The sequence below is a fragment of the Paenibacillus sambharensis genome (assembly GCF_003233845.1).
Lineage (GTDB): Bacteria > Bacillota > Bacilli > Paenibacillales > Paenibacillaceae > Paenibacillus_I > Paenibacillus_I sambharensis.
Window position 1 is genome coordinate 91,304 of sequence record NZ_QKRB01000055.1, and the last position, 25,618, is coordinate 116,921.

Below are 25,618 nucleotides of genomic sequence, written 5' to 3' on the forward strand. Positions count from 1 at the left end.
GGTTATTAAGCGTCAGCCCATACTGTTCTTCCGGCAACAATTGTGGCAACAGGGAAGCCGTACAGCTCCCATCCGCCGAATGGTGTATTCTTGCTCTTGGACAAGAACGTTTCCGGATCAACCTTACGCTCGGTTTCCAAGTCCACCACCGTAATATCTGCGGGTGCACCCGGCTTCAGCCTGCCGGAAGCCAATCCAAACACCTTGGCAGGATCACTTGTCATGCGCTGCAGGAGAAAGCCCAGCGACCAGCGGCCTGTCCGGACGAATTTTGTGTAGAGAAGAGGAAAGGCGGTCTCGAAGCCAACAATGCCGAATGGCGCCAGCTGCATGCCCTTCGCCTTCTCTTCCGCGCTGTGCGGCGCATGGTCGGTTACGATCATATCAATCGTGCCGTCCTCAAGTCCCTCAATGACTGCCGCAACATCCCTTGGTGTGCGAAGCGGCGGATTCATTTTCCAGTTGGAATCAAGTCCGGGTATATCTTCATCCGACAGCACCAGGTGATGCGGACACACTTCTGCCGTCACCTTCACGCCGATCTGCTTCGCCAGCCGGATCAGCCGGACAGATTGCTCTGTGCTGACATGGCACACATGGTAATGGACACCGGTCGCCTCAGCCAGCAGAACATCACGGCCAACATGAATCGCTTCCGATTCATTCGGAATGCCCTTCAATCCATGCTTCTTCGCAAAGCTGCCTTCCGATACGGCCGCTCCTTCAACCAGCGAGTCATCCTCACAGTGGGCGATAATCGGCATACCGAGCGAGTGCGCGAGCGCCATGGCATCCTTCATCATCTGTGCGTTCTGCACGCCGACTCCGTCGTCTGTAAAGCCGATCGCGCCCGCTTCCTTCAAGGCTGCAAAATCTGTCAGCTCACGGCCGAGCTCATTCTTCGTAATCGCTGCATACGGCAGGACATTCACAACACCTTCACTTGCCGCCTTGCTGCGGATATATTCAATCGTCTCGGGCGTATCGGTCACCGGCCTGGTGTTTGGCATGCAGGCAATTGTCGTAAATCCGCCCTTAGCCGCCGATTTTGTACCCGTTATGATGTCTTCCTTGTGTTCAAATCCGGGGTCGCGCAAATGGACGTGCATATCGATAAATCCGGCGGACACCAGCTTGCCTGCAGCGTCGATTATCTCGCAGCCTGCTGTGTCAGGCTGCTCCTGGCCGTCCACGATCTCCGAGATCAAGCCGTCTTCGACCCGCACATGCCTGCTGTCCAGCCGCCCGGCTTCCTCGTTCCATATCAGGCCGTTCAAAATCCATAATGCCATCGATTCGTTCTCCCTTCGGTTATCTTTCCACAACATCCAGGCGTTACTTGCAGCCCGCTGTTACTAATTTATCATAAGCTCTCATTATCCCTTGACGGACCGCTCAATGACCGCCATCCTTACAGGCACGCCGTTGCTCATCTGTGTGAAGATGCGGGACTGCGGATGCTCGACCAGCTCATCGTCAATCTCCACGCCGCGGTTGATCGGAGCCGGATGCATAACGATGGCATGCGGCTGTACCTTCGCCATTCGCTCTACGGTAAGGCCGTAATGCTCGCGGTAGTCTTCAGCAGACCGGATCATGCCGCCCTCATGCCGTTCAAGCTGCACGCGGAGCATCATCACAACATCCGACCGCAGCGCTTCATCGAAGCTTACATAAGGGGCATCCAGCTCTGCCGCTTCCAGATTCGGCGGTGCACAGAAGCGAACGTTAGCTCCGAACTTCTTCAGTGCATACAGGTTAGACCGGGCAACGCGGCTGTGAAGGATGTCTCCTACGATTGATACTGTGAGGCCGCGCAGGCTTCCAAACTGCTTCTGCATCGTATACAGGTCAAGCAGCGCTTGAGTCGGATGCTCATTGTTGCCATCGCCAGCGTTGATCAGCGGAATCCGAATCTTCTCTGCCAGCTCGGCCAGGACGCCGATCGGCTTCAGCCTGATAACACCGGCGTCAATTCCCATGGACTCAAGTGTCCGCACGGTATCATAGATTGATTCGCCCTTCTGCACGCTCGATACCGCTGCCGAGAAGTTAAGCACTTCAGCGCCCAGCCGCTTCTCCGCTACCTCAAAGGAAAATCTTGTGCGCGTGCTGTTCTCGAAGAACATGTTCGCAACAAACTTGCCGGGAATGACAGGCTGCACCTTCTCGGGCTGTTCCTCCCAGTACCGTGCGCGGTCAAGAATCGACATGATTTCTTCTTCGGATAAATCCTTCAAGCCGAGCAAACTCCGCTGTTTAAGCTCCGTTGCCGTCATAGTCTGTTTGCCCCCTCTGTTGAAAAATCGTTACCTTATCCCCGCCGTCCACTTCCTGAAGGGACACCTCTATCGCTTCCAGCTTGGCCGTCGGCACGTTCTTGCCGACATAGTCGGGCCGGATCGGAAGCTCGCGGTGACCCCGGTCAACCAGAACCGCCAGCTGGATGAGCTGCGGCCGTCCAAGGTCCATGATGGCATCCATCGCCGCGCGGATCGTCCGCCCGGTGAAGAGCACGTCATCAAACAGAATAATCCGTTTATTGTGGATGGTGATTTCTCCGCTTGAGACTGCCTCCAGTACAGATGTGGTGCCGGAGGCATTGTCACGGTCATCCCGGTACTGGGTAATATCCAGCTCGCCAACGGGCACCGGTGTGCCCTCGATCTCCTTGATACGCTCGGCGATCCGGTTCGCGAGGTATATGCCTCTTGTCCGAATTCCGATCAGCACGCAGTTGTCGATGCCCTTGTTCTTCTCTAGAATCTCGTGAGCGATGCGTGTCAACGCCCGCCGTATGCCAAGCTCATCCATGATAATATGCTGTTCTTCACTCACCTGAGCTCCCGCTCCCTTCTGCCGTACAGCATGCCTTCACCTGATGGTTCCCGCAATTGGCCATAAAAAAACTCCTTGCTGTTCGCAAGGAGTCGGCGCGCATAAGGAAGGGACACCGAGAGTGCAGGGCAGATGGGTATGAGGAACCATCCGCTCCCTGATTATCGGGGCGTTCCAATTGCAATTCACGTTACCTTGCCAGCCTCACGGGACTGAGTTAAAGGTACTGCTGTTATGAAGTTAGTAGAATTATGCCATGACCGGGAGAAGAAGTCAAGAGGAGGCGAGCATCCCGGCAATTGCCGGGCCGCTGCCTCCTCTTCACATCCGTTTCTTGCTATGATTTACAGGCTCAGCTTGCGGATCCGCTCTACCGCTGCTTCCGTATTCTCGCGGCTGCCAAACGCCGTCAAGCGGAAGTAGCCTTGGCCAGCCTGCCCAAAGCCAACCCCTGGTGTACCCACGATGTTCGCTTCACCAAGCAGCTTGTCGAAGAATGCCCAGGAATCGAGCCCGCTCGGCGTCTTCAGCCAGATGTAAGGCGCATTGACGCCGCCATAGACATCCAGGCCAAGCGACTTCAGTCCGTCGCGGATAATGCCAGCGTTGGTCATGTAGTAGTCGACAAGCGAATTGATCTGCTCCTTGCCTTCCGGCGAATAGATGGCAGCAGCGCCACGCTGAGTCACGTAGGACACGCCATTGAACTTCGTTGTGTGGCGGCGGTTCCACAGGTCGGCAACCGTTACATCATTGCCGTCTGCGTCCTTGGCCTTAAGCTCGCGAGGCACAACGGTGTAAGCACAGCGTACACCCGTGAAGCCAGCTGTCTTCGAGAAGCTGCGGAATTCGATCGCCACTTCCTTCGCGCCTTCCACTTCATAGATGCTGTGCGGCACATCTTCCTCTTGGATAAAGGCCTCGTAAGCGGAGTCGAACAGAATGATGCTGTTGTTTTCCTTCGCGTAATCGACCCACTTCTTCAGCTCTTCCTTCGTGAGCGTCATGCCCGTCGGGTTGTTCGGATAGCAGAGATAGATCAGATCGACTTTGCGGGACGGCAGCTCCGGCTTGAAGTTGTTGTCCGCATCGCAGCGCAGGTACACAATGTTCTCATATTGGTTCTTCTCTTTATTAAACGAACCGGAACGGCCTGCCATAACGTTCGTATCTACATAAACCGGGTATACCGGGTCTTGTACCGCAACGACCGCATCCTGGCTGAAGATCTCCTGAATGTTGCCGACATCACATTTGGAACCGTCGCTGACGAATACTTCATTCATCTGAAGGTCGATTCCGCGTGCCTTGTAGTCATTCTGAATGATCGCTTCCAGCAGAAAATCATACCCCTGCTCAGGACCATAGCCGCGGAAAGAATTGGACTGAGCAAGCTCATCCACCGCCGAATGCATCGCTTTCGTAACAGCTTCAGGAAGACCGCGAGTTACGTCGCCAATACCCAAGCTGATAATTTGCGCATTGGGGTTCTCTTCGATAAATTTGGTTCTGCGCTTTGCAATTTCGGAAAAGAGGTAGCTGCCCTGCAGCTGCAGGAAGTTTTGATTAATCGTTGCCATGTGTTTAATCACCTTTCTTCTGTATAATATGGGGCCCGCTACTGCAATTGTCTCGAAACGCCCATCCCTCCGGCCTAGTAGAACCGGCTTCATTTTCACTAGCATAGCTTACTTTACCCCGACGCATAATGCAGAATCTAATCGAAAGTTTGCACTATTTGTACGCATGGACTTCATACCTGTTAAACGCCAGGAGAAAGCTCCTGCTTAAACGCGCAAGGCAGTTGATGCCCTTATTACCTGGTACGGAGCGCGTGGAGCACGTCTTCAAAATCCTGCGGCAGCGGTGCTTCAAACACCAGCTCCTCCCCTGTGCGGGGATGGATGAAACCTAGGACTGCAGCATGCAGAGCCTGCCCCTTCAGATCGACCGTCTTCGCTCTGCCGTATACCGGATCACCGGCCAGCGGATGCCCGATATATTTCATATGAACACGGATTTGATGCGTGCGCCCGGTCTCCAGCCGAAGCTCAAGCAGCGTATAATCAATGATCCGCTCCAATACAAGGAAGTGCGTAACTGCGTGCTTGGCCCCGCGGTCCGTTACCATAAACAGCTTGCGGTCCTGTGGGTCCCTCCCGATTGGCGCGTCAATTGTACCGTGGTCATGCGGAATGATGCCGTGTGCCAGCGCTATGTACTTGCGGGTAACGGTATGTTCCTTGAGCTGCCCGGCTAGCGAGGCATGAGCCATATCGTTCTTGGCTGCCATCAGCAGGCCCGAGGTATCCTTATCAATCCGGTGTACTATTCCCGGCCGTTTGACACCGTTGATTCCCGACAGATCCTTGCAATGATGCAGCAGCGCATTTACGACTGTGCCCGAGGAATGCCCCAGCGCCGGATGGACAACCATCCCTCTCGGCTTGTTGATTACAATAACATCCTCGTCTTCGTACACGATATCCAGCGGAATGTCCTCCGGCAGAATCTCGGTCTCTTCCGGCTCTGGCGGCTGTACGGTCACCCGGTCTCCTTCAGCGATCTTGTAATTGGACTTAACAGTCAGACCATTCACCTTGACCGCGCCAGACTTAATCCATTCCTGGATTTGTGTCCGGGAGGTCCCTTCCTCACCGTACGCTTCCGTTACATATTTATCGATCCGGTCTCCCGCAAACGTATCCGCCACAATCCATTCCAGCAGTTCCTCTGCTTGATCAGCGGACAGATTCGTCGGGGTCTGCGTTTCGTCTTGTTTCATCTTCAGCGGCAGCTCCATCCTGTTTGGTCTTATTGTAGTCATTCTTCATATCAAGAATGGTATCCAGCAGTATCAGGCCCACACCGATTACAATGCCCATATCCGCAACGTTGAAGATCGGGAAGGTATACGAGCCGAAATTAAACTGCAGGAAATCAACAACCTCTCCGTATAGCGCACGATCCAGAAAATTACCGAAGGCACCGCCGAGCACCAGTCCAAGCGCGACCAGCAGCATCGTGTTGCCGGAATGACGATTCTTCTGTATGTACCATATAATGCCGGCTACTACGAGAAGCGTTACGATAATGAAGAGCGTCGTTTGCTCTTTCAGTATGCCGAACGCCGCGCCGGGATTCCGGTGGGATGTGATAATGAAAAAGTTGCCAATCACCGGGATTTGCTCGGCCAGTTCCAGCTGTGTTGCAATAATCCTCTTCGTGACCTGGTCAATTATGAACACGGCCAGTGCAATCCAATAATAATACCCCTTCACTCGCTTCGCCTCCGCCTGTCTCACCGGTTAGGGCCGGCTCTTCTGCACCCGCTCTCGCGGCCAAAATGCATATACCCAAAATATTGTAGCATAGCGCGTCCACCCGGACAATGCCGGGGAACAAACCCTGCATATGGTCCGAGCGAATAATGCTGCCATAAGCACCAATCAATCGTAGTGTCCCGCTCTTCTAAAATAAGCTCATTAGGTGCAGGCTAATGCTTAACAGACGTAAAGGAGGACACGTCCATGAACCCATTGACCAAGCAGGCTGTGGCCGGGCTTCGGAACCAGCTCATCGAGGACCGTCAGCGCATCGAGCAGAAGCTCATCGACAATGAGCATTACGGCTTGGGTGATTCCCAGCGCGTGCTGACCGGCGAACTGTCTCCCATCGACAACCATCCCGGCGATTTGGCAACCGAGACGTATGAACGGGGCAAGGACATCGCACTGCTCGAGCAGGATGAGCTGCATCTGGCCCGCATTGATGAAGCACTTGAGGCGATGAATAAGGGCGAGTATGGCCTGTGCCGTTCCTGCGGGAATCCTATTCCGCTTGAACGGCTCCAGGCTCTTCCTGAAACGCTCTATTGTGTTGAGCATTCCCCACAGCGGGATGAGTCCCATCACCGTTCCGTGGAAGAGGAGTTTCTAAATCCGCCTTTCGGGCGCTCCAGTCTGGATGAACAAAGCTCGTATGCCGGCTTCGACGGAGAGGATGCCTGGCAGATTGTAGAGAGCTGGGGCAATTCCAATACGCCAGCACTCGCCGAAGACACGGATATTGAATATGAGAAATTCATGATCGAAGCCGACGAGAATGAAGGCTTTGTAGAGCCCATCGAAAGCTTCCTTGCTACAGATATAACCGGGACTCATGTTTCCGTCGTGCGCAGCCGGAAGTACCGCCAGTACCTCGAAAGCGGCGAAGGCGATCCGCTGCTCGAGGCGGGTACGAATGAGGAAGACTAAGCTGGACTAAAGAGCCGGTTATCCGGTCTACTCACGCTTGCTAACGTTCCAAGGCCCGGCGGCTTTAAGCTGCCGGGTCTTCTCCAATGTCCTGGTTACCGCCAACCAGAACGGCTTCTTAATAAGCTCTGCCTTCCAGCTGATGCTGTACAATGCGGACAATATCCGCAATATAATCTCCGATAATCGGGAGATTCAGCTTGCCCAGCATCTGCAGCATATAGAGAATGGTTGCGGCAAAGAACGTAAATCCGATCGCGATTCCGACACCGCGTGCCGTGCCGCCGAGCAGATTCCGCCACATCAGCGAAACCGGACGATTGAGCAGATCTACATATTCGGCGATCTTCGCCCTTTCCATGTCGTCGGATATACGCTCCAATCTGGTCCTCAACGTATTCAGGGACTGCTTCACGCCGTCCATCTCCTCGGTCTTTCCGCTCATAACCAAGGCCTCCTTTCGATGCGAAAAACGAGCCGGCTATCCCGTCCTGCTCTCTTGCAAGAGAGGCAGGAAGGGAAATGCTCAAGCTCGTTTCCTATCGTTGTGATGCCTATTATGCCCTTATGAGGCAATGTAAATTCCGATGGTCTTCTCTCCGAGCTGCACGCTCTCCATGCCGTCCACCCGGTCATACGTTACACCGGTCAGCAGTACGCTGTCGAACAGTACATTCTCGAAGGCCTCCAGAGCTGCCCGCAGTTCATCGTCCACATCCAGCGTGACATGCACACGCTTCTCAATCGGCAGATCAAGCTTCTTGCGGGTATCCTGAACGGCACGGATAACCTCCCGCACCCATCCTTCCTGCTCCAGCTCTGGGGTTATATCAGTGTTAAGCGCGACGGTAAGCTGATAGCCCGAGGCTGATGCAAAGCCGGATTTTGCCTGCTTCTCAACCAGCAGCTCATCCAAGCCAATCTCCAGCTGCTCGCCTTCCGCTGTTGTGAACGTTAATCCGCCCTTCTGAACAGCCTCGCGTGTCTCATCCGGCGACAGCGATTTAAGATAGCCTTGAATCGGACCGACCTGCTTGCCGTACTTCTTGCCGGCCGCCTTAAGGTTCAGCTTGAATGCGAAATCCACAAAGCCGCTGTCGCTGCTCTCCATCACAATGGTCTTTACGTTGATCTCATCCTTGATAATCGCTTCGTAGTCCGTCAGGTCGAAATCACGGTCCAGCGAGACTATGAGCTCGGAGAGCGGCTGTCTCGTCTTGATTGCCGCCTCATTCCGGACATTACGGGCCAGCTCGACGATCTGGCGAGCGGTTTCCATATCCCGCTCCAGTGTCAGGTCGATTGCAGCTTCATCCGCCTTCGGATAATCGTCCAGATGGACACTCTTGCCTCCGCCAAGATTGCCGTATACATCCTCGGCAATAAGCGGCGCATACGGAGCAATGATCCTCGACAGCGTCAGGAGCACCGTACGGAGCGTCTGATAGGCGAACACTTTATCCTCTGTCAGGCCGCTTCCCCAGAAGCGGTCACGGGAACGGCGGATATACCAGTTGCTCATTTCATCCACGAACCCTTCGATCGCCTTCGCCGGGTTCAGGAAGTCATTCGCATCCAATCCCTTGGTCACCAGCTTAATCAGGCTGTTCAGACGGGACAGAATCCAGCGGTCCAGCTTGTTGCCCGATACGGCATGCGGATGCTGTGCCGGATCGAAGCCGTCGATGGAAGCATACAGCGCATAGAAGGCGTGTGTGTTGACGATCGTGTCGATAACCTTCGACTTCGCCTCCCCTACAATACCCCGTGAGAAGCGCTTGCTGTTCCAAGGCGCGCTGTCCGAGAGCAGAGCCCAGCGGAAGGCATCCGTTCCATATTCATTGATAATTTCCCATGGATCGATTACATTGCCTTTGGACTTGGACATCTTCTGACCGTTCTCGTCCAGGATGTGTCCGGTCGATATAACGGCCTTATAAGGTGCCTTGCCGTTATACAGGGTCGATACAGCCAGCAGGCTGAAGAACCAGCCGCGCGTCTGGTCGATGCCCTCGCAGATCATATCAGCCGGGTACTGGGAAGCGAACAGCTCCTCATTCTCAAACGGCTGATGGTACTGGGCGAACGGCATGGAGCCGCTGTCGAACCACACGTCGATTACTTCCGAAGTCCTTGTCATGACGCCGCCCTCACAGTGAGGACAGTTCAGATGCACCTCATCCACATAAGGCTTGTGAAGCTCCAAATCCTCAGCAACCGGCCCTGCTGCTCTTGCTCTGAGATCGGCCAGGCTGCCCGGCGCATATTCACCTTTACATGAGCTGCACACCCATACATTAAGCGGCGTTCCCCAGTACCGGTTCCGGCTGATATTCCAGTCCACCAGATCCTCGAGGAATTTGCCGAAGCGGCCTTCGCGGATATGGCCCGGATACCAGTCAACCCCATTGTTGTTGGCGATCAGCTGATCCTTGACCGCAGTCGTTTCAATAAACCAGCTTTCTGTTGCGTAATAGAGCAGCGGCGATTTACAGCGCCAGCAGAACGGATAGCTGTGCTCATAGCGCTCCTTCGAGAACAGAAGCCCGCGCTCGCTGAGCATCTTCACAATATCCACATCGCAGTCTTTCACGAAGCGGCCTGCCAGGTCGGTAACTTCAGCCGTATACTTGCCTTCACTGTTGACAACGCTCAGCATGCTGATGCCGTTTTGGCGGCATACGCGGTAGTCGTCCTCGCCGTGCGCTGGCGCAATATGAACGATACCCGTACCGCTTGTATCACTGACAAAATCGCCGGCAATGACGATATGCCCCTTCTCCACCGATACGTAACGGAACGGCGGCTCGTAGGACAGGCCCACCAGTTCTGCGCCCTTCAGGCTGGAGACAATCTCGAAGTTCTCCTTCATCACGCTTTCCGCAAGCGCCTCGGCGACGATATAAGTTTCCCCGTCCTTCTTCACCTTCACATAGATTAGCTCCGGGTTCACTGCAAGCGCAACGTTAGACGGAAGAGTCCACGGCGTCGTCGTCCATGCCAGAATCGATTCGCCTGAAGCAAGCTTGAACTTGACCGTCGCGCTCAGATCCTTTACATCTTCATAGCCCTGCGCAACCTCATGGGAGCTTAGAGTGGTCTGGCAGTCCGGACAGTACGGGCTTACCCGGTGTCCCCGGTACAGCAGGCCTTTCTTGTGGATGGTGGACAGGATATGCCATACACTCTCGATATAGCTGTTCTTCAGCGTGATATACGGATTGTCCATATCGGTCCAGTAAGCGATCGCTTCTGTCAGCTCGCGCCACTGGCGCTCATATTCAAAGACGCTGTCCTTGCACTTGTTAACGAAGGCTTCGACTCCATAATTCTCGATCTCCTGCTTGCCCGAGATGCCAAGCTGCTTCTCAACGCCAAGCTCAACCGGAAGGCCATGCGTATCCCAACCGGCCTTGCGCAGCACCTTGTAACCGGACATCGTCTTGTAACGGCAGATAAAATCCTTGATTACCCGCCCTAGCACGTGGCCGATATGCGGTGCTCCATTAGCAGTCGGCGGCCCTTCATAGAAGACGAAATGCGGATGTCCGTCACGGTTCTCGATTGATGCCTTGAAGGTGTCTTCCTGTCTCCATTTATCCAATATTCTTGACTCACGCGCCCTTGCCTTCTCTTTCACGTCTACGCGTTCCATGCTTTCGGCTCACTCCCGTATCCTGAATTTAACATACAAAAAAGCCCGCCCCTGATAAAGGGACGAGCTTGAACTCGCGTTACCACCCTAATTCCGCTGAACGCCGGAAGCACACAGATGATCCGTGCCAGACCGGTTACGAACAACAGCTCCTTAGCTGCGGGCATCAACTGCCCGCATTCCCTGTAACGGCGGATAACCGGCTCCGCTTAATTACGTTTCGGCGGAGCTTCTCGGGGATGATATTCGGCTGCAGGCTGAACACCGGCTTTCAGCGGTTACCGGCTCTCTGGGGGACAGGGCTGCGGCTTACTTGTTCCCGTCAACGAAGTTCATGGAAATTCGATTCCTTGTCGACCATTGTGTCGGTCAATACTATAGTTATACGCGTTTGGAAGCCCGTTTGTCAACCTGCCGGGACAGCCGTACGCTTCCAGATCCTAATCCTGTTCGAGCGCCTCACGGCGGCGCGGCGCTTCACCCTCCAGTGAATCCCAGCCTTCGTTACTCAGCAGGTCGAGCTGTGCCTCTACGAGCGTCTTAAAGCGAGCTCTGTAGATCGACGCCTGCTTCTTGAGCTCCTCTACCTCAAGCGCCACCTTACGCGACTTGGACAAGGCTTCATTAATGATCCGGTCCGCATTCTTCTCGGCTTCCTTGACGATCAGCTGTGCTTCCTTCTTGGAGTTGTTCTTGACTTCATCGGCGGCCTCCTGGGCCACGATAATCGTCTTGCTGAGCGTTTCTTCGATATTAGCAAAATGATTCAGCTTCTCCTGAAGGTTCAGCACCTGGTTCTGAAGCTCCTTGTTCTCACGGATAAGCGCCTCATAATCCTTGATTACCTGGTCTAGAAATTCGTTGACCTCATCTTCATCGTAGCCGCGCAGTCGGCGCCCGAATTCTTTGTTATGTATGTCCAATGGCGTTAGCGGCATTGGCGCACCTCCTATATGAGTGACGGTTTAGGCTGCAGATTATATAAGGAGGGATTCGACAGAACCATCCAAATTCCTGCACATGGGGTCAATTTCATTATATTTTTTCGCATGAGGCACGTAGAAGCAAGGAGACGTAATGAAGGCCGGGTTTAGATGAACTTCCCGACCTTCACCCGGATTCTTCCCTTCTTCGTCAGCCCTTCCACAGCCAGCATCTTGAACCTGCCCAGCCCGTGGAATGAGATAATATCACCCTCGCGAAGCTGGGCGGACGGGTCCTCGGTCACCTTCCAGTTCACCCGGCAGCGGCCGGCCCGGATCGGGTCGACGATTTTGGCCCGGCTGATCCGGTAAACATCGCTGCATATCCCGTCAAGACGCAAAGAAGCCACCGTAAAGTTCATTTCTTCCAAATCCGGTTTAACCGCCTTCAGCTGATCGATCGGAAGAATGTCCGTGAGGACATGAACCCGGTGTACTTGCCGCAGATGTATATTCAGAAAATCCGCAAATTCCTCTGTCACCAGACAATGACAGCCATCCTCATGCACATGGATGTCCCCGATCACATCCCGCTTAATGCCAAGGCCAAGTATCGCTCCCATATAATCGCCGTGATCCAGCTCCAGGTGACGATTGTCGCCTGAACGGACCGCCAGCACTACGATGCCTGCCGGCTCATACTGGGGATCACGGTAAGCAGGAACGATGATCGCTCGCTTCCGTTCCGCTTCCGGATAACCGCCTTCAAGACGAAGCAGGGCGTCAGGCTCACGGTTGGCAAGCGTAGTCAGAATAAAAGACTGTCTTGGATCCAGGAAATCCGTACGGCGGTCTTCATGGCCGACCGCCGCCCGTTCCACCCATTCCATCGCCTTATCGACAAAAGCCCGCTCATCGGGATGGAAATGTGTATAGATTTCGTGATTGCTCATTCTAACCGCCTACGAAGAACCTGATGACCGCAATCAAGCCCGCTGCGATGAAGCGAAGGGCGAAGAGTGCGACAATGGGCGAAATATCCAGCATGCCGCCGATAGGCGGGATAATACGGCGGAATGGAGCAAGGTAAGGCTCTACCAGTTTGCCAAGAAATTCACCGATGAAGCTCTCCCGGGCATTCGGCAGCCAGGACAGCAGGATGTAAGCAATGATAATGAACGAGTAAATATCTTGAGCTCGCCAAATAAACGCTTCTATTTGATACACTAAGTCACCTCATTTGATTGTAGTTCGGGTCGTCCGCCAGCATATCTGTAATGGAGCCCTGGATTTCAACGGAATCTGGCGTGCATAGAAAGATGTTCGGGCCGAGCTTCGAGATGCTGCCATTGAGCGCATAGACTGTGCCGCTTAGGAAATCGACAATACGGACGGCATGCTCCTTGCGAACGCGCTGCAGATTGACGATGACCGACCGCCTGCTGCGAAGGTGGTCCGCAATTTCCTGAGCTTCGTCGTAGGTGCGGGGCTCGTTCAGGACAACACGTACATTCTTCTGTGAGTGGATGCTGACGACGTTGGCCCCTTTCGTATTCTTACGCTGCTCGAACGCCGGGGTTTCAATTTCCTGCTCCGCGTCCTGCTGGCCTTGATTCCGTTCAAGCCCGCGTTCACGCTCAATAATCTCCTCTTCCTCCTGCAGACCAAGGAAATTCATAAACCGGTTCATCACACTCATCGTACACCCTCCTCTTTCCCTACGAGAATGCTCCCCAGCCTGAGCCAGGTAGCTCCTTCTTCAACCGCAATATCAAAGTCATTCGACATACCCATGGATAAATGCTTCACTTCATAGGACAGCAGACCGCTAGCATTGAGCTTGTCCCGCAGCTCCCGAAGCCCGCGGAACACCGGCCGCGTAGCCTCCGGTTCTGCTTCATAAGGAGCCATTGTCATCAGCCCCGCTACCTCGAGATGCTGGAAGTCCGCGATCTGACGTATGAAGTCCTCGAGTCCGCCGGGCGCCAGGCCATGCTTGGAATCCTCGCCGGACACATTAACCTGTACGAAGCAGGGAACGCGAATACCCAGCTGCTCCGCCTGCTTGTCAATTGCTTTGGCAAGCGACAGCCTGTCCAGCGAATGGATGTATGTAAACCTGCCTACTACTTCCTTCACTTTGTTCGTCTGCAGCGATCCGATAAAATGCCATACCGCTTGTCCGACTGCCGGATCGCTCACGGACGCTTCCTCTACCGCCCGCCACTTGCTCTCGGCGTTCTGCCAGCGGTTCTCCCCCAGATGCTTTAAACCGGTGCGCAGCACCTCAAACACGGCAGGAGCCGATACATATTTGGTCACGGCAATCACGCCAACCTCTGAGCGTTCCCGCCCGCTCCGCTGGCATGCCTCCGTTATCCGGCGGTCCACTTCATGAAGTCTGTCTGCTGCTGACAATGGTCCTTCTCACCTCTCCTTACGCAAACCCGATAAAGCTGGCCATCCGTCCTGCCCGGCCCTGTTCAACACGATGGGAATAGAACTCTCCGGTCAGACAGCCTGTGCACTGCTTCGTTATTTCGATGTTCGTCGCCAATATTCCTGCTTTTATCATAATCTGTCGGTTTATTTCTTTCAAGTTAACCCTTGCCGTCCCGTCACCCGTCCGTGTAACCAATGTATCCGCCGGCGTGCCGTTTTCCTCAGACAGGCGCTCTGCGGCTTCCGTTATCTGCTCCTTGACCGGCCCATACACCTCATAGCAGCAGGCGCCTATAGAAGGGCCAATCGCGCAGCGGAGCGAAGCCGGATCTGTGCCATAGGCCGAAGACATCGCCTCAATCGTATTTCGCGCAATTCCACCGACAGTTCCCTTCCAGCCGGCATGGGCCAGCGCAGCCGCATGGTTAACAGGATCCAGGAAGAAGAGCGGCACACAATCCGCGTAAAACGAAGCCAGCAGGACACCGGGAACATCAGTCATAATTGCATCCGCCCCGGGTATGGCCGACTCTCTGCTAACCGACCCGCTGCCCCTGTCCTTCCCCATTACCCGGAAAACAGCTGTTCCATGCACCTGCTCGGCACATGTCCAGGCCTCAAGCGTCCAGCCCAGCGCTTCGGTTACCAGCTGGCGGTTGCGGATGACCGCTTCGGGGTCATCACCAACATGAAAGGCACAGTTAAGCGAACGCCACGGCTCCCCGCTGACGCCCCCTTCACGGCCGGTAATGCCAGCGGTTAACCCCGGCATCTCTTCGATCCAGCTTTGCAGCATATGTAAGGATGGCTTGCCATCATTCGTTTGTCGCACAAAAGGCTCCATCGCGCATATCACCTCCTGCCCAGTGTACCGCAGGTTCGGGAGCGGCGGCGAGCAGCTGTTCCCGTCAGCGGGCAGCCTCCTCATCATCCTGCCGGTATGCCTTCGTATCATCAAGCCGTACAAGGACAACATCAGTCCCAATCTTGACAATATTCCGCCAAGGGATGACTACTTCCGTTCCGCCCCCGAACAAGCCGAAGAACTTCGTATAATTCGGGACCACAATGGAATCAATGCGCCCCTGCCTTAAGTCCAGCTCCAGGTCACTGATCTGGCCGAGCTTCCTGCCGTCCACGATATTGATGACGTCCTTCGTTTGAAAATCTGATATCTTCACCAATGCCGTCACCAGCCCCGCATCAAGATGGGTAGAAGCCTTATCCCCCTCTATACACTATATGATTAAACGCTGGCATATGCTCACTAAAATTACTGGCCAAAAAAAGTAAACGGCTCCGCCGTCCTGAGGACGGAGGAGCTTCGTGTGAGCGATAAGCGGCCTGGCTGCCTGTCAATCAGGTTTTGACATGCTTTTGCATCTGCTGAATGGCTGACTTCTCAAGTCTGGAAACCTGCGCCTGCGATATGCCGATCTCATCGGCTACTTCCATCTGGGTTTTCCCTTCAAAAAAACGCATCGATAAAATCATTTTTTCCCTGTCACCGAGCTTATGCATAGCCTCCCGGAGGGCAATTTCCTCGATCCAGGATACATCCTTGTTCTTGTCATCACTGATCTGGTCCATCACATAGATGGGGTCTCCTCCGTCATGATAGATCGGCTCGAACAGCGACACCGGGTCTTGGATAGCATCAAGCGCGAACACTACATCCTCCTTCGGCACATTCAGCGCTTCGGAGATCTCGAAGATCGTTGGCTCACGTGAATTCTGGTTGGTCAGGCTGTCCCTGACCTGAAGTGCTTTATAGGCGATATCCCTAAGGCTTCTGGATACACGAATCGGATTGTTGTCACGCAAATAACGGCGGATTTCCCCAATAATCATCGGGACTGCGTATGTGGAGAACTTGACGTTCTGCCCCAGATCAAAATTATCGATAGCCTTCATCAGCCCGATACAGCCGACTTGAAACAGATCATCCACAAACTCGCCCCGGTTGTTGAACCGCTGGATGACACTGAGCACCAGCCGCAAGTTGCCGTTTACTAATTTCTCTCTTGCTGCCAGCTCGTTGCGTGTTTGCAGTGCCGTGAACAGTTCTCTCATCTCGGCATTCGTCAGTACGGGCAGTTTAGCGGTATCCACTCCACAGATCTCAACTTTATTTCGGGTCAACGTGATTACCTCCCAAGGAGAAACATTAATGTACATTATCCCCTTGGCCTTCTTTTTTATTCCAGCTCACAAGGCACCAGAACATCTCTGCAGGACAGCTGAACACCGATCATTCAACGTGGAAAATGCTTGATCTGTCAAGCTTTTAATCGCTTTCAGCAGGGCTTTGTCACCCCGTTCCTGTTGTGGTCCGTCTACACTGCCGGAAGCCTTGCCAGACAAGCGGTTAGTCGCCTTGCAGAGTGTTTTTTTCACTTCTTGGTGAACAAATATACAAGAAGGAGCATGGCGTGTGCCATACTCCTTCTGTTCGTCGCCCGGCCTGGGCTAGACCATCTTGTTAAATTCCTTACGCAGACGCTTGATGATCCGCTTCTCCAGCCTGGAGATATACGACTGGGATATGCCGAGCAGATCAGCGACGTCCTTCTGGGTCTTCTCCTCGCCGTCCGTCAGTCCGAAGCGCAGCTCCATAATGGTCCGCTCCCGTTCGGACAGCTTCTCCAGCGCCTTATGCAGCAGCTTCCGGTCCACCTGCTCCTCAATATTCCGGTAAATCGTGTCATTCTCGGTCCCGAGCACATCCGAGAGCAGCAGCTCATTACCGTCCCAGTCGATATTTAGCGGCTCATCGAAGGAGACCTCCGTCCGAATCTTGCTGTTGCGCCGCAGGTACATCAGGATTTCGTTCTCAATACAGCGGGAAGCGTAGGTCGCAAGCTTGATCTTCTTCTCCGGGTCAAAGGTATTCACCGCTTTGATCAGACCGATCGCCCCGATGGATACCAGATCCTCGATGTGAATACCCGTGTTCTCAAATTTCCTGGCAATATAGACGACCAGGCGGAGATTCCGCTCAATCAGCATGGCACGGATTGCCGTGTCCCCTGAGGACAGCTTGGCGAGCAAGAACTCCTCTTCCTCCCGTGTCAGCGGCGGCGGCAGCGCCTCACTCCCGCCGATATAATAAATCTCATCGCTCTTCAGCCCGAATAAAAATAAAATCCGGTAATAATATAACTGCAGGATCAATTTCCATTTCACGACCATGTAAAGCCAGTCCTCCCCGTAATGCATAATGTAGTGGCCGTTCAGCCGGCCTCCAGGCTTTCCACCAGCAGCGGATGAATGATTGCCTGATAGGTGCCGTCTGAAACCAGCTTTCCTCCATCCAAACCAATCAGTACCTTGTGAGTTTCATAGACTTGACCGCTGTGCGCTACAATGACACGGTCCGGTTTTAGCGCCAGCATGAATTGTGTTCCCTTATTAATGCCCCGGTAAGGCACAAGCCGCAGACGGTCACGCCAGGGGCTGTCATCATGCTCCAGTCCAGCCAGCAGCAGATCGACTTCGGAATCTCTGATCCGTTTGATCCAGCCAGGCGGCAGCTCTGATTGCCATAGCGAAGCTTCCATAACCATGACGGGCGTTCTAGTAAGCGGGTCATACAGCTGATTGCCCGTGTCGATCAGGCCGGTGCAGCACCGCTCCTGATCCCCTATCTTGACCGTAACATCCGCGAGATGTCCCTGCACGCGCTCAGTCTTGCGGCGGCTGCTCCAGACATACCGGTAGATCAGCAAGGAAACGGCACATGTCCCGGCAACAAACAGCAGGCCCAGCTGCAGTTCAAATCCCAGCCCGCCTGTCCGAGTAAACCACAGACCATCCCACAGCTCTCCGGAGCTTTGCAATAAATAGTGAAACCCGAGCACACCCCCAGCGGCAGCAAAATTGACTCCATAGAAGGCGGCTACGTTACGGATGAAATGCTGAAGGCTCGCATACCCGAACGCCGTCCACAGCATGAGCAGAGACAGGGCAAATTTGAGCAGGAACGTGTACAGGAAGGATAGCGGCGGGACAAACATCATCACAACATACAAAGCACCCAGCACTGCTGCAGCTGACAAGCGAAGCAGCTGTGGACGAAGGCCCCTTACCCAGGCCGTCGTCAGCAAAACCGCTCCATCAATGAGCAGGTTTGTAAAAAAAACAAGATCCACATAGACGACCAGCGGGACTCACCCTCCTGCCTGCCTCAGTCCTTGAGGCACCCTTATCGTTATGGGAACGGTTGAGATTAGTATAGTAAAATCATATTTCAATGTCTGTCTAAACATGCCGTCATGCCCGATCTTTTTTTGTCGGGGCGGAAGAAAGAACGCGGATAATCGGCAGGCCCTGCGCTGAACAGCCGGAACGGAACAAGAATGCTGTCGTACCTGCTGACAAAGGCTCGACAGCCGGTTAAGAGATTTACATAAAGAAGACTTTCATGATGACGGGCTGATGGCGGAGTACCTGGTTTACGGCTCGGGGTATAAAAAAAGCTGTCCTCTTACGGGAGATCCCGAAGAGAACAGCTGCTTATCAAGTCTAGTACGAATTAACGGTCGCCGCGAGGACGATTGCGCAAGAAAGCCGGGATATCAAGCTGGTCACTTGATACACCACCGCCAAACGGCTTCAGGTTCGAAGCGCTGGCCGGACGCGATTCCGAAGACTGCTGCTCGGCACCCTGCTGCTGTCCTTGTGCAGGATTGCGGCGAAGGCTGGCAGGAGGCTTGAGCTCAAAGCCGGTCGCAATAACCGTTACCTTGATATCATCCTTCATGTCTTCATTGATGCTGGCACCGAAAATCATATTGACCTCTGGATCGGAAGCGGAAATGACAATCTCGGCCGCCTCATTAACTTCATAGAGTGACAGGTTAGCTCCGCCGGTAATATTCATGATAATCCCTCTGGCACCGTCAATGGACGTCTCCAGCAGCGGGCTCATAATTGCCTTGCGGGCTGCTTCTGCAGCGCGGTTCTCGCCGCTTGCTTCCCCGATCCCCATCAGCGCCGAGCCGCGCTCGGTCATAATGGTCTTTACGTCGGCAAAGTCCAGGTTGATCAGACTCGGTTCAGCAATGAGGTCCGATATGCCCTGTACAGCCTGACGGAGCACATTATCCGCTTCGCGGAAGGCCTCCAGCATGGGCGTCTTCTTATCGACGATTTCCAGCAGACGGTCGTTCGGAATGACGATAAGCGTGTCTACCTTCTCCTTCAGTGCTTCGATGCCGAGATCCGCCTGTCCGGAACGCTTGCGTCCTTCGAAGGTGAATGGACGGGTTACTACGCCAACCGTCAGAGCGCCGCATTCGCGGGCAATCTCTGCAATGACCGGTGCAGCACCCGTTCCGGTGCCGCCGCCCATACCAGCAGTGACGAACACCATATCTGCACCTTTCAACGTGTTAGCAATCATATCACGTGATTCCTCGGCTGCTTTCTTGCCGACCTCCGGATTGGCGCCGGCGCCGAGACCGCGGGTAAGCTTGTCCCCGATTTGAAGCTTCTGCTCTGATTTTGCTATATGAAGCGCCTGTGCGTCTGTGTTTACCGTAATAAACTCCACGCCCTTGACGCCATTCTCAATCATCCGGTTAACCGCATTGCTGCCGCCGCCGCCAACACCGATGACTTTTATCTGCGCCAGTTGTTCCATATCAAAATCGAATTCCAACATTTATGTTTCCCCCGATCAAATGAATTCGCTAAACATATTTTTCAGCCGTTCGAACAGCCCAGGCTTGGATGGCGCAGATGTCGTCGGCCCCTGCTTGCGGGCAGCCGATTTTTTGGGTGAACCGCCTGAGCGGACTCGCATGTAGCGGGAGACATACTGAATCATGCCAACCCCGCTCGTGTATGCCGGATCACGGACACCGATATAATCAGGCACAGCAATCCGTACGGTTGCCTCCAGCTCGCTCTGTGCGAGGGGAAGAACACCGGACATCGACACGGAGCCCCCGGTCAGCACATAGCCGTTCACCTTATCGCCAAAGCCCATCCGGCGTACTTCCTGGCGTACCAAATGGAAGATTTCCTGCATTCGCGGCTCAATAATGTTAGCCAAATCCACCTGGGTGAATTCCTTCTCCACATTGCTGCCCATACGCATAACCTTAAACTTCTGATCCTCCGCCGCATCATCCACGAGCGAACAGCCAAACTTGAGCTTGATCTTCTCCGCCTGCTCGGTCTGCGTGCGCAGTCCATACGAAATGTCGTTGGTTACATACTCGCCGCCGACCGGCAGTGTCGATGTACCAACCAGATTGCCTTGATCAAACACGGCAATCGTACAGGACCCGGCACCGACATCAACCAGGACCGTACCCATGTTCTTCTCGTCCTTGGTAAGTGCCATCTGCCCGGAAGCGAGCGACATCAGGATGACGCCCGAAATTTGCAGCTCCGCCTTCTCCACACAGCGCATCAGGTTATGTATCGCGGTCTTCGCACCGGTTATAACCGTTGCTTCCACTTCCAGTCTGACGCCAATCATCCCGCGCGGGTCGGATATGCCATCCAGCCCGTCCACCAGGAACTGCTTAGGAACGAGGCCGATTATTTCCCTCTCGGGCGGCAGTGCCACGACCTTGGCCGCCTGCAGCACACGTTCGATATCCTCTTCACCGATCTCCCGATCCTCGTTCGATACGGCAACAACTCCATGGTTCGTTTGCAGGGCGATGTGATTGCCTTGAATGCCTACATATACGTCGGATATTTCTATACCAACCATGCGCTCAGCATGATCAACCGCATTGCGGATCGACTGGACGGTCTGGTCGATATCAACGATAGCTCCCTTGCGTATACCCTCCGAGTCGGCAGATCCAACCCCTATAATATTAATGGCTCCGTTAGTCACTTCGCCAATAATAACACGAACTTTGGATGTACCGATGTCCAAACTGACAATGATGTCATTACTGCTCAACCCATGGCACCTCCGTTTCACAATAAATGTTGATTTCAATGGTTAATTATAGTTATTAAGAGTACATCATATAATACTAACATATCTGTAGTAGTGCAGACACTGTACTACTAATTCAACGCCCTTTATATTTTCCCTCTTTTTTCTACAATTTTTTTGCCTTTTCCGCTCTGCCAATATTTTCTTTCTAACATGTAACATCCGCACAGCTAGCAAAAAACCAAGATTCTGTCAAACCCATAAATAAAATTGTACCACTGTTTATTGCCGTTGAGTAGTCTCTTTTTACTGCTCCTGCTCCTCTTCATCCTCGGAAACATAAGGCACATAGCGGTCTGACAGCAGCAGCGTCACACTTCCGGGGTCCTGTGTTTCAATAACCGCCTTGATCGTTTCCACCTTCTCCGGCAGCAGCGAAACGGCTGTTATAATTTCAAACTTCGTCCGGGTATATATTCTGATCCTGTCAGCATATGAATTAGAAGGAAAGGGCATGATCTCAGAAAAATCAGCCAGCAGGTCGGGAGGGATATCAGCCAGCTTGGCGGTAAGCTCCTCACGAACAGGATCGTCAGCAGGCCAGCCGCTGAGTACGGGCTTATCCACAACATAATTGCTGCCTGCCGGCAGAATAGTGCCGTTAGACAAAATAGCCGATATCTCGCCTTTATCCGACAGCTCAAAAGCAACGGTCGGATATTCCTTGACGGTTATGTGAACAACCCCGGGAAATGATTTGATTACCTCAACTTCCTCGACCGACTTGAGCTGCTTAATCCGCTTTGCATACTCCGACTCACCCGGATAGAAGAACGGATCACCAACGGCAATCCCGGCAGCCTTTTGGATCTCAGCAGTGCTAATATGCTGATGGCCGGTAACCGTGACCGATGATATCTTGCTGATCGATGAACGGAAAAACAGTACAGAGAGCAGCACGACGAATAATAACAGAATGATAGCCAGCAGCTTGCGGTTTGCTCTTCGCGCAGGCTTTGGTTCACGTAGTACTGGCATCTGATCCGGCATAACTTGTCCCTTCTTCCGTGAAAAAACATCCGGTTCTCATTACTGAAAACCGGGAATGAAGCTGATCTCAGCCTGGAATCACGCGGTTATTAAGCGCCGCGCTGTATCTCGTAATTTTGGCACCCAGACGATTGAAGAGCGTCTCAATCTCGTCATATCCGCGGTCGATATGATGAACCTGCTCCACGATTGTCTGCCCTTGTGCCGCCAATCCGGCGATAACGAGCGCTGCTCCTGCCCTCAGATCCGTAGCCTCCACTGTTGCGCCATACAGGCGCGGAACCCCGCGTACAAATGCACAGTTCTGGTCAATCCTGATGTCAGCACCCATCCTTACCAGTTCATCCACATGCTTGAACCGTCCTTCGAATATGGTTTCTTTCATCAGGCTGGTGCCATCCGCCAATGCCAGCAGCACCATGACCTGGGATTGAAGATCCGTCGGGAAAGCCGGATAAGGATTTGTTACAATCCGGTCTATCGCCTTGGGACGGCTTGCGCCGCCGACCTTTATTATATCACCGTCAACTATGACTTGAACACCTGCACGGCGCAGAACATGGATCAGAGAGGTCAGGTGAGCCGGGTTTGTGTTCTGCAGGGTTACCTGCCCGCGTGTTGCTGCGGCGGCCACCATTACAGTCCCCGTCACAATCCGGTCCGGGATGATCCGGTATCTGCACGGCACGACCGACCGGACACCCTCTATCGTTATTGTATCGGTTCCGGCGCCGAGAATTTTTGCACCTATCTGGTTCAGAAAATGTTGTAAATCCTGGATTTCCGGCTCACGGGCTGCATTGGTGATGGTGGTTATTCCCTCTGCGAGCACGGCGGCCATCATAATATTCTCGGTTGCGCCAACACTTGGAAAGTCCAGTACGATATCTGCACCCTTCAGCCGCTCGGCCGTGCAGATGATTCTGCTGCCTGTTTCCTTAATTTCGGCACCAAGCGCCTCCAGCCCGCGCAGATGAAGATCAATCTTGCGCTCTCCGATTGCGCATCCTCCAGGCTGGTAGATTTCCACCCGGCCAAAGCGGGCCAAGAGCGGCCCCATCAGAAAAATCGACGATCGCATCTGCCTCATCAGCGTCTCGGGCACATGGGAAGAATGCAGCGATGCTGTATCAAGCACAACCGACTGCCCGATATGCTCGGCCCTGCAGCCGAGGTCACGCAGAATGCTCAGCATCACATCAATATCAAGCAACTTGGGCACCTGATCAATGATCACTGTGCCATCCACCAGCAAACTTGCGGCCAGAATCGGTAAAGCGGCATTTTTCGCACCTTGGATGACAATTGTTCCGGAGAGTGGTTTGCCGCCTTCAATCACCAATTTGTCCAATGCTTCACCTCCGATTTACCGCTCACCCACCACCAGCACCTCAGGTACCAGCTCGACGCCGAAGCGCTCCTGGACCGTCCGCTTGATATGTGACATAAGGGTGAGGACGTCTTCGGCAGACGCCTGCCCGGTGTTCACGATGAAGTTGGCATGCAGCTCGGATACTTGAGCACCGCCGATCTGGAAGCCTTTAAGTCCGGCTTCTTGAATCAGGCGGGCTGCGTGATCCCCTGGAGGATTGCGGAACACACTGCCGCAAGTAGCCATCTTGAGCGGTTGGGTCCGAAGCCTCCGGTCTTTATAAGATGCCATGGCCGCCGCTATTTCCTTGCGGTCCCCAGGCTGCAGCTCGAACACAGCCTCCACAACAACGCCCGGCGTATCATGGAGGAAGGAATGACGGTATGCAAACTGCATCTCATCAAGCCCGCAGCGCACCAATTCACCAGAACCCAGTACAATGTCTGCCGATTTGAATATTCGTGACACATCCGACCCGTGTGCGCCGGCGTTCATGTAGACGGCCCCGCCGACCGTGCCCGGAATTCCCCCCGCGAATTCAAGTCCGGTCAGCCCCTCTTTGCCTGCAAGTACGGACAGTTTGATAAAGGAGTAGGCGGCCCCCGCGTAAGCCTGATTACCTTCAAACCGGACATAGTCCAATCCTTTGCCGGGCTTAATAACGACGCCCCGGATCCCCTTATCGCTCACCAGCATGTTGGAGCCGCGACCCAAGTTCGTCCAAGACAGGCCCTTTGCAGACAACAGCTTGACTGCGGCAATGAGCTCCTCCTTGGTCTCTGGTATGACGAGGATATCCGCCGGCCCGCCGATTTTCCAGGTGGTATACTCCGCAAGCGGCTCCTGGATCAGCACGGTACCTGCACCGGCTTCTTTCAATTGTTCGATTAATTGCTCCATGGTCGATCCTCCTTGTGCTCGAATTGAGCGGAATGGGCCGTAGGCCTCTTCCGTCCGGCTCTTCAGGCGCGGAAACCGTTCGCCGTCAGGCGGCTGTCACGAGTTATACGGTATTTTATGCCCGTATGACAGGGAGTGTGACAATCGCCCAGGACAGTCCTCTTATTTGCGCTTGATCAGCGTCTTGATCTCGGAGGCTATAACATTCGCGGATTGCGGCATGCCCAGCTTACGCGCCGCTTCTCCCATTGCTTGCAGCCTGTCTTCCCTGCCCACAATGCCGCCGATCTCTGCAAGCAGCTTCTGTCCGGTAAGATCCCGTTCCAAGATCATGACGGCTGCACCGGCATCTGCCAGACTCCTTGCATTAGGCTCTTGGTGATTGCCCGTCACATTCGGCGAGGGGATCAAGATGGAAGGAACACCAAGCGCCGTAATTTCCGCAAGCGACGAAGCGCCCGAACGGCTGACGACAAGCGACGAAGCCGCAAGCACTTCGGCCATATTGTTCAGATAAGGCACAATATGCAGCCGGTCAGAAGGCACCCCCTTCAAGGACGCGATCCGCCCGCTCGTTTTCTCATAGTAGGTTTCTCCCGTAACAAACACAAACTGGACGCCCGGTATCTCGTCCAGTTGCGGTGCCATTTCCACCATTGTGTCATTAAAGGCCTTCGCGCCCCGGCTGCCGCCGACAAACAGCACAAGGCGGCTTCCCTCAGGAATCCCGAGTGACTTAAAGCCTTTCGCTCTATCGGCATGCAGCACATTTGTTGCGCAGGGGTTACCGGTATGGAGCACCTTGCTGCGGCTGCCGAAACGGCTAAGCGACTCCTCGAAGCTGACGGCAACCGTGTCCGCGTATCGGCTCAGAAATTTATTGGTCAGCCCCGGATCAACGTTCTGCTCATGAATCACTGTCGGAATGCCGAGCTTCGCTGCCGCATATACGACAGGTCCGCATACATATCCGCCTGTACCGATTACCACATCAGGCTTGAAACGGCGGAGCAGGCCTCTGGCCCGTCTGACGCCTATCACAAACCGGATGATTGTCTTTATATTATCCAGGGAAAGCTTGCGCCTGAAGCCGGTAATGTCCACCGCTTCGAACGGTATCCCGAGCTCTGGCACGATCCGGCTTTCCAGACCGCGCCCAGTCCCGATATACAGCAGCTCAGTTCCCGGCTCTTCACGCTGCAGCTGTCTTCCGATCGCTACTGCAGGATAGATATGCCCGCCTGTGCCGCCGCCGGTCAATACAACTTTCATCTG

At 54.0% G+C, this 25,618-nt stretch carries 25 protein-coding genes and 1 other annotated feature; of the genes, 1 reads left to right on the top strand and 24 read right to left on the bottom strand.

The window, feature by feature from the left end:
• Window positions 1-5: 5 nt before the first annotated feature.
• The 6 genes from DNH61_RS20415 to lspA all read right to left on the bottom strand — a co-directional run bounded on the left by DNH61_RS20415 (window position 6) and on the right by lspA (window position 6,119).
• Window positions 6-1,292 carry a dihydroorotase gene (locus tag DNH61_RS20415; protein WP_111148677.1) on the bottom strand — a complete coding sequence of 429 codons (1,287 nt, stop codon included), beginning with the start codon at window positions 1,290-1,292 and terminating at the stop codon, window positions 6-8.
• A gap of 84 nt (window positions 1,293-1,376) precedes the next feature.
• The gene (locus DNH61_RS20420) at window positions 1,377-2,279 is read right to left on the bottom strand and encodes an aspartate carbamoyltransferase catalytic subunit (protein WP_111148678.1); all 903 of its coding nucleotides are present in this window, start codon (window positions 2,277-2,279) and stop codon (window positions 1,377-1,379) included.
• Window positions 2,260-2,838, bottom strand: coding sequence for a bifunctional pyr operon transcriptional regulator/uracil phosphoribosyltransferase PyrR (gene pyrR, locus DNH61_RS20425; protein ID WP_111148679.1), 579 nt, complete (start codon window positions 2,836-2,838; stop codon window positions 2,260-2,262). Before pyrR ends, DNH61_RS20420 begins: the two co-directional genes overlap by 20 nt.
• A 344-nt stretch (window positions 2,839-3,182) precedes the next feature.
• Window positions 3,183-4,418, bottom strand: a complete 1,236-nt coding sequence (locus DNH61_RS20430; protein ID WP_111148680.1) for an LL-diaminopimelate aminotransferase — start codon at window positions 4,416-4,418, stop codon at window positions 3,183-3,185.
• A gap of 236 nt (window positions 4,419-4,654) precedes the next feature.
• On the bottom strand, window positions 4,655-5,623 hold the full coding sequence (locus DNH61_RS20435; protein ID WP_111148681.1) for an RluA family pseudouridine synthase: 969 nt from the start codon (window positions 5,621-5,623) through the stop codon (window positions 4,655-4,657).
• Window positions 5,580-6,119, bottom strand: coding sequence for a signal peptidase II (lspA, locus tag DNH61_RS20440; protein ID WP_111148682.1), 540 nt, complete (start codon window positions 6,117-6,119; stop codon window positions 5,580-5,582). Before lspA ends, DNH61_RS20435 begins: the two co-directional genes overlap by 44 nt.
• A 249-nt stretch (window positions 6,120-6,368) precedes the next feature.
• Between lspA and DNH61_RS20445 the strand changes: the two genes are divergently transcribed.
• Window positions 6,369-7,094 (top strand): TraR/DksA C4-type zinc finger protein, encoded by a 726-nt coding sequence (locus DNH61_RS20445; protein WP_111148683.1) that lies wholly within the window; start codon window positions 6,369-6,371, stop codon window positions 7,092-7,094.
• A 118-nt stretch (window positions 7,095-7,212) separates the two neighbouring features.
• Here the strand turns inward: DNH61_RS20445 and DNH61_RS20450 are convergent, their stop codons facing one another.
• The 18 genes from DNH61_RS20450 to murG form a co-directional block, all read right to left on the bottom strand.
• The gene (locus tag DNH61_RS20450) at window positions 7,213-7,539 is read right to left on the bottom strand and encodes a DUF5665 domain-containing protein (RefSeq protein WP_111148684.1); all 327 of its coding nucleotides are present in this window, start codon (window positions 7,537-7,539) and stop codon (window positions 7,213-7,215) included.
• A gap of 120 nt (window positions 7,540-7,659) precedes the next feature.
• The gene (gene ileS, locus DNH61_RS20455) at window positions 7,660-10,749 is read right to left on the bottom strand and encodes an isoleucine--tRNA ligase (RefSeq protein ID WP_111148685.1); all 3,090 of its coding nucleotides are present in this window, start codon (window positions 10,747-10,749) and stop codon (window positions 7,660-7,662) included.
• A 55-nt stretch (window positions 10,750-10,804) separates the two neighbouring features.
• Window positions 10,805-11,084: a binding site (T-box leader), on the bottom strand.
• A gap of 105 nt (window positions 11,085-11,189) precedes the next feature.
• A complete protein-coding gene (locus DNH61_RS20460) occupies window positions 11,190-11,687 on the bottom strand; it encodes a DivIVA domain-containing protein (RefSeq protein ID WP_111148686.1) in 498 nt (165 codons plus the stop codon).
• Window positions 11,688-11,839: 152 nt separating this feature from the next.
• Window positions 11,840-12,625, bottom strand: a complete 786-nt coding sequence (locus tag DNH61_RS20465; RefSeq protein ID WP_111148687.1) for a YlmH family RNA-binding protein — start codon at window positions 12,623-12,625, stop codon at window positions 11,840-11,842.
• A 1-nt stretch (window position 12,626) separates the two neighbouring features.
• Window positions 12,627-12,899, bottom strand: coding sequence for a YggT family protein (locus tag DNH61_RS20470; RefSeq protein ID WP_111148688.1), 273 nt, complete (start codon window positions 12,897-12,899; stop codon window positions 12,627-12,629).
• 4 nt (window positions 12,900-12,903) lie between these two features.
• Entirely contained in the window at window positions 12,904-13,371 is a 468-nt protein-coding gene (locus tag DNH61_RS20475; protein WP_111148689.1) for a cell division protein SepF, read from the bottom strand.
• The gene (locus tag DNH61_RS20480; protein ID WP_111148690.1) at window positions 13,368-14,090 is read right to left on the bottom strand and encodes a YggS family pyridoxal phosphate-dependent enzyme; all 723 of its coding nucleotides are present in this window, start codon (window positions 14,088-14,090) and stop codon (window positions 13,368-13,370) included. The genes DNH61_RS20475 and DNH61_RS20480 overlap by 4 nt, the downstream gene beginning before the upstream one ends.
• 19 nt (window positions 14,091-14,109) lie before the next feature.
• Window positions 14,110-14,958, bottom strand: a complete 849-nt coding sequence (pgeF, locus tag DNH61_RS20485) for a peptidoglycan editing factor PgeF (RefSeq protein ID WP_111148691.1) — start codon at window positions 14,956-14,958, stop codon at window positions 14,110-14,112.
• Between the two features lie 64 nt (window positions 14,959-15,022).
• Window positions 15,023-15,295 (bottom strand): YlmC/YmxH family sporulation protein, encoded by a 273-nt coding sequence (locus tag DNH61_RS20490; RefSeq protein WP_111148842.1) that lies wholly within the window; start codon window positions 15,293-15,295, stop codon window positions 15,023-15,025.
• A gap of 178 nt (window positions 15,296-15,473) precedes the next feature.
• Window positions 15,474-16,256: an RNA polymerase sporulation sigma factor SigG gene (gene sigG, locus DNH61_RS20495; protein WP_111148843.1), complete on the bottom strand. Its 783-nt coding sequence runs from the start codon at window positions 16,254-16,256 to the stop codon at window positions 15,474-15,476.
• 327 nt (window positions 16,257-16,583) lie between these two features.
• On the bottom strand, window positions 16,584-17,306 hold the full coding sequence (sigE, locus tag DNH61_RS20500; protein WP_111148692.1) for an RNA polymerase sporulation sigma factor SigE: 723 nt from the start codon (window positions 17,304-17,306) through the stop codon (window positions 16,584-16,586).
• A gap of 41 nt (window positions 17,307-17,347) precedes the next feature.
• Entirely contained in the window at window positions 17,348-18,265 is a 918-nt protein-coding gene (spoIIGA, locus tag DNH61_RS20505; RefSeq protein ID WP_245948277.1) for a sigma-E processing peptidase SpoIIGA, read from the bottom strand.
• A 383-nt stretch (window positions 18,266-18,648) separates the two neighbouring features.
• Window positions 18,649-19,779, bottom strand: coding sequence for a cell division protein FtsZ (gene ftsZ, locus DNH61_RS20510; RefSeq protein ID WP_111148694.1), 1,131 nt, complete (start codon window positions 19,777-19,779; stop codon window positions 18,649-18,651).
• 15 nt (window positions 19,780-19,794) lie between these two features.
• Complete coding sequence (gene ftsA / locus DNH61_RS20515; RefSeq protein ID WP_111148695.1) at window positions 19,795-21,042, bottom strand: cell division protein FtsA; 1,248 nt, start codon at window positions 21,040-21,042, stop codon at window positions 19,795-19,797.
• Between the two features lie 285 nt (window positions 21,043-21,327).
• The gene (locus DNH61_RS20520) at window positions 21,328-22,071 is read right to left on the bottom strand and encodes a cell division protein FtsQ/DivIB (protein ID WP_111148696.1); all 744 of its coding nucleotides are present in this window, start codon (window positions 22,069-22,071) and stop codon (window positions 21,328-21,330) included.
• Between the two features lie 67 nt (window positions 22,072-22,138).
• On the bottom strand, window positions 22,139-23,422 hold the full coding sequence (murA, locus tag DNH61_RS20525) for a UDP-N-acetylglucosamine 1-carboxyvinyltransferase (protein WP_111148697.1): 1,284 nt from the start codon (window positions 23,420-23,422) through the stop codon (window positions 22,139-22,141).
• 15 nt (window positions 23,423-23,437) lie between these two features.
• Window positions 23,438-24,343, bottom strand: coding sequence for a UDP-N-acetylmuramate dehydrogenase (gene murB, locus DNH61_RS20530; RefSeq protein WP_111148698.1), 906 nt, complete (start codon window positions 24,341-24,343; stop codon window positions 23,438-23,440).
• A gap of 162 nt (window positions 24,344-24,505) precedes the next feature.
• Complete coding sequence (gene murG, locus DNH61_RS20535) at window positions 24,506-25,615, bottom strand: undecaprenyldiphospho-muramoylpentapeptide beta-N-acetylglucosaminyltransferase (RefSeq protein WP_111148699.1); 1,110 nt, start codon at window positions 25,613-25,615, stop codon at window positions 24,506-24,508.
• Window positions 25,616-25,618 lie beyond the last annotated feature (3 nt).

Bases quoted from the DNA above. Each gene is read 5' to 3' on its own strand.
- DNH61_RS20520 (WP_111148696.1), bottom strand. From the start codon at position 22,071: ATGCCGGATCAGATGCCAGTACTACGTGAACCAAAGCCTGCGCGAAGA.
- DNH61_RS20465 (WP_111148687.1), bottom strand. From the start codon at position 12,625: ATGAGCAATCACGAAATCTATACACATTTCCATCCCGATGAGCGGGCT.
- ileS (WP_111148685.1), bottom strand. From the start codon at position 10,749: ATGGAACGCGTAGACGTGAAAGAGAAGGCAAGGGCGCGTGAGTCAAGA.
- DNH61_RS20415 (WP_111148677.1), bottom strand. From the start codon at position 1,292: ATGGCATTATGGATTTTGAACGGCCTGATATGGAACGAGGAAGCCGGG.
- DNH61_RS20475 (WP_111148689.1), bottom strand. From the start codon at position 13,371: ATGAGTGTGATGAACCGGTTTATGAATTTCCTTGGTCTGCAGGAGGAA.
- DNH61_RS20420 (WP_111148678.1), bottom strand. From the start codon at position 2,279: ATGACGGCAACGGAGCTTAAACAGCGGAGTTTGCTCGGCTTGAAGGAT.
- murG (WP_111148699.1), bottom strand. From the start codon at position 25,615: ATGAAAGTTGTATTGACCGGCGGCGGCACAGGCGGGCATATCTATCCT.
- pgeF (WP_111148691.1), bottom strand. From the start codon at position 14,958: ATGGAGCCTTTTGTGCGACAAACGAATGATGGCAAGCCATCCTTACAT.
- DNH61_RS20445 (WP_111148683.1), top strand. From the start codon at position 6,369: ATGAACCCATTGACCAAGCAGGCTGTGGCCGGGCTTCGGAACCAGCTC.
- DNH61_RS20430 (WP_111148680.1), bottom strand. From the start codon at position 4,418: ATGGCAACGATTAATCAAAACTTCCTGCAGCTGCAGGGCAGCTACCTC.
- murB (WP_111148698.1), bottom strand. From the start codon at position 24,343: ATGGAGCAATTAATCGAACAATTGAAAGAAGCCGGTGCAGGTACCGTG.
- DNH61_RS20460 (WP_111148686.1), bottom strand. From the start codon at position 11,687: ATGCCGCTAACGCCATTGGACATACATAACAAAGAATTCGGGCGCCGA.
- DNH61_RS20435 (WP_111148681.1), bottom strand. From the start codon at position 5,623: ATGAAACAAGACGAAACGCAGACCCCGACGAATCTGTCCGCTGATCAA.
- sigE (WP_111148692.1), bottom strand. From the start codon at position 17,306: ATGGTCGTGAAATGGAAATTGATCCTGCAGTTATATTATTACCGGATT.
- ftsZ (WP_111148694.1), bottom strand. From the start codon at position 19,779: ATGTTGGAATTCGATTTTGATATGGAACAACTGGCGCAGATAAAAGTC.
- DNH61_RS20450 (WP_111148684.1), bottom strand. From the start codon at position 7,539: ATGAGCGGAAAGACCGAGGAGATGGACGGCGTGAAGCAGTCCCTGAAT.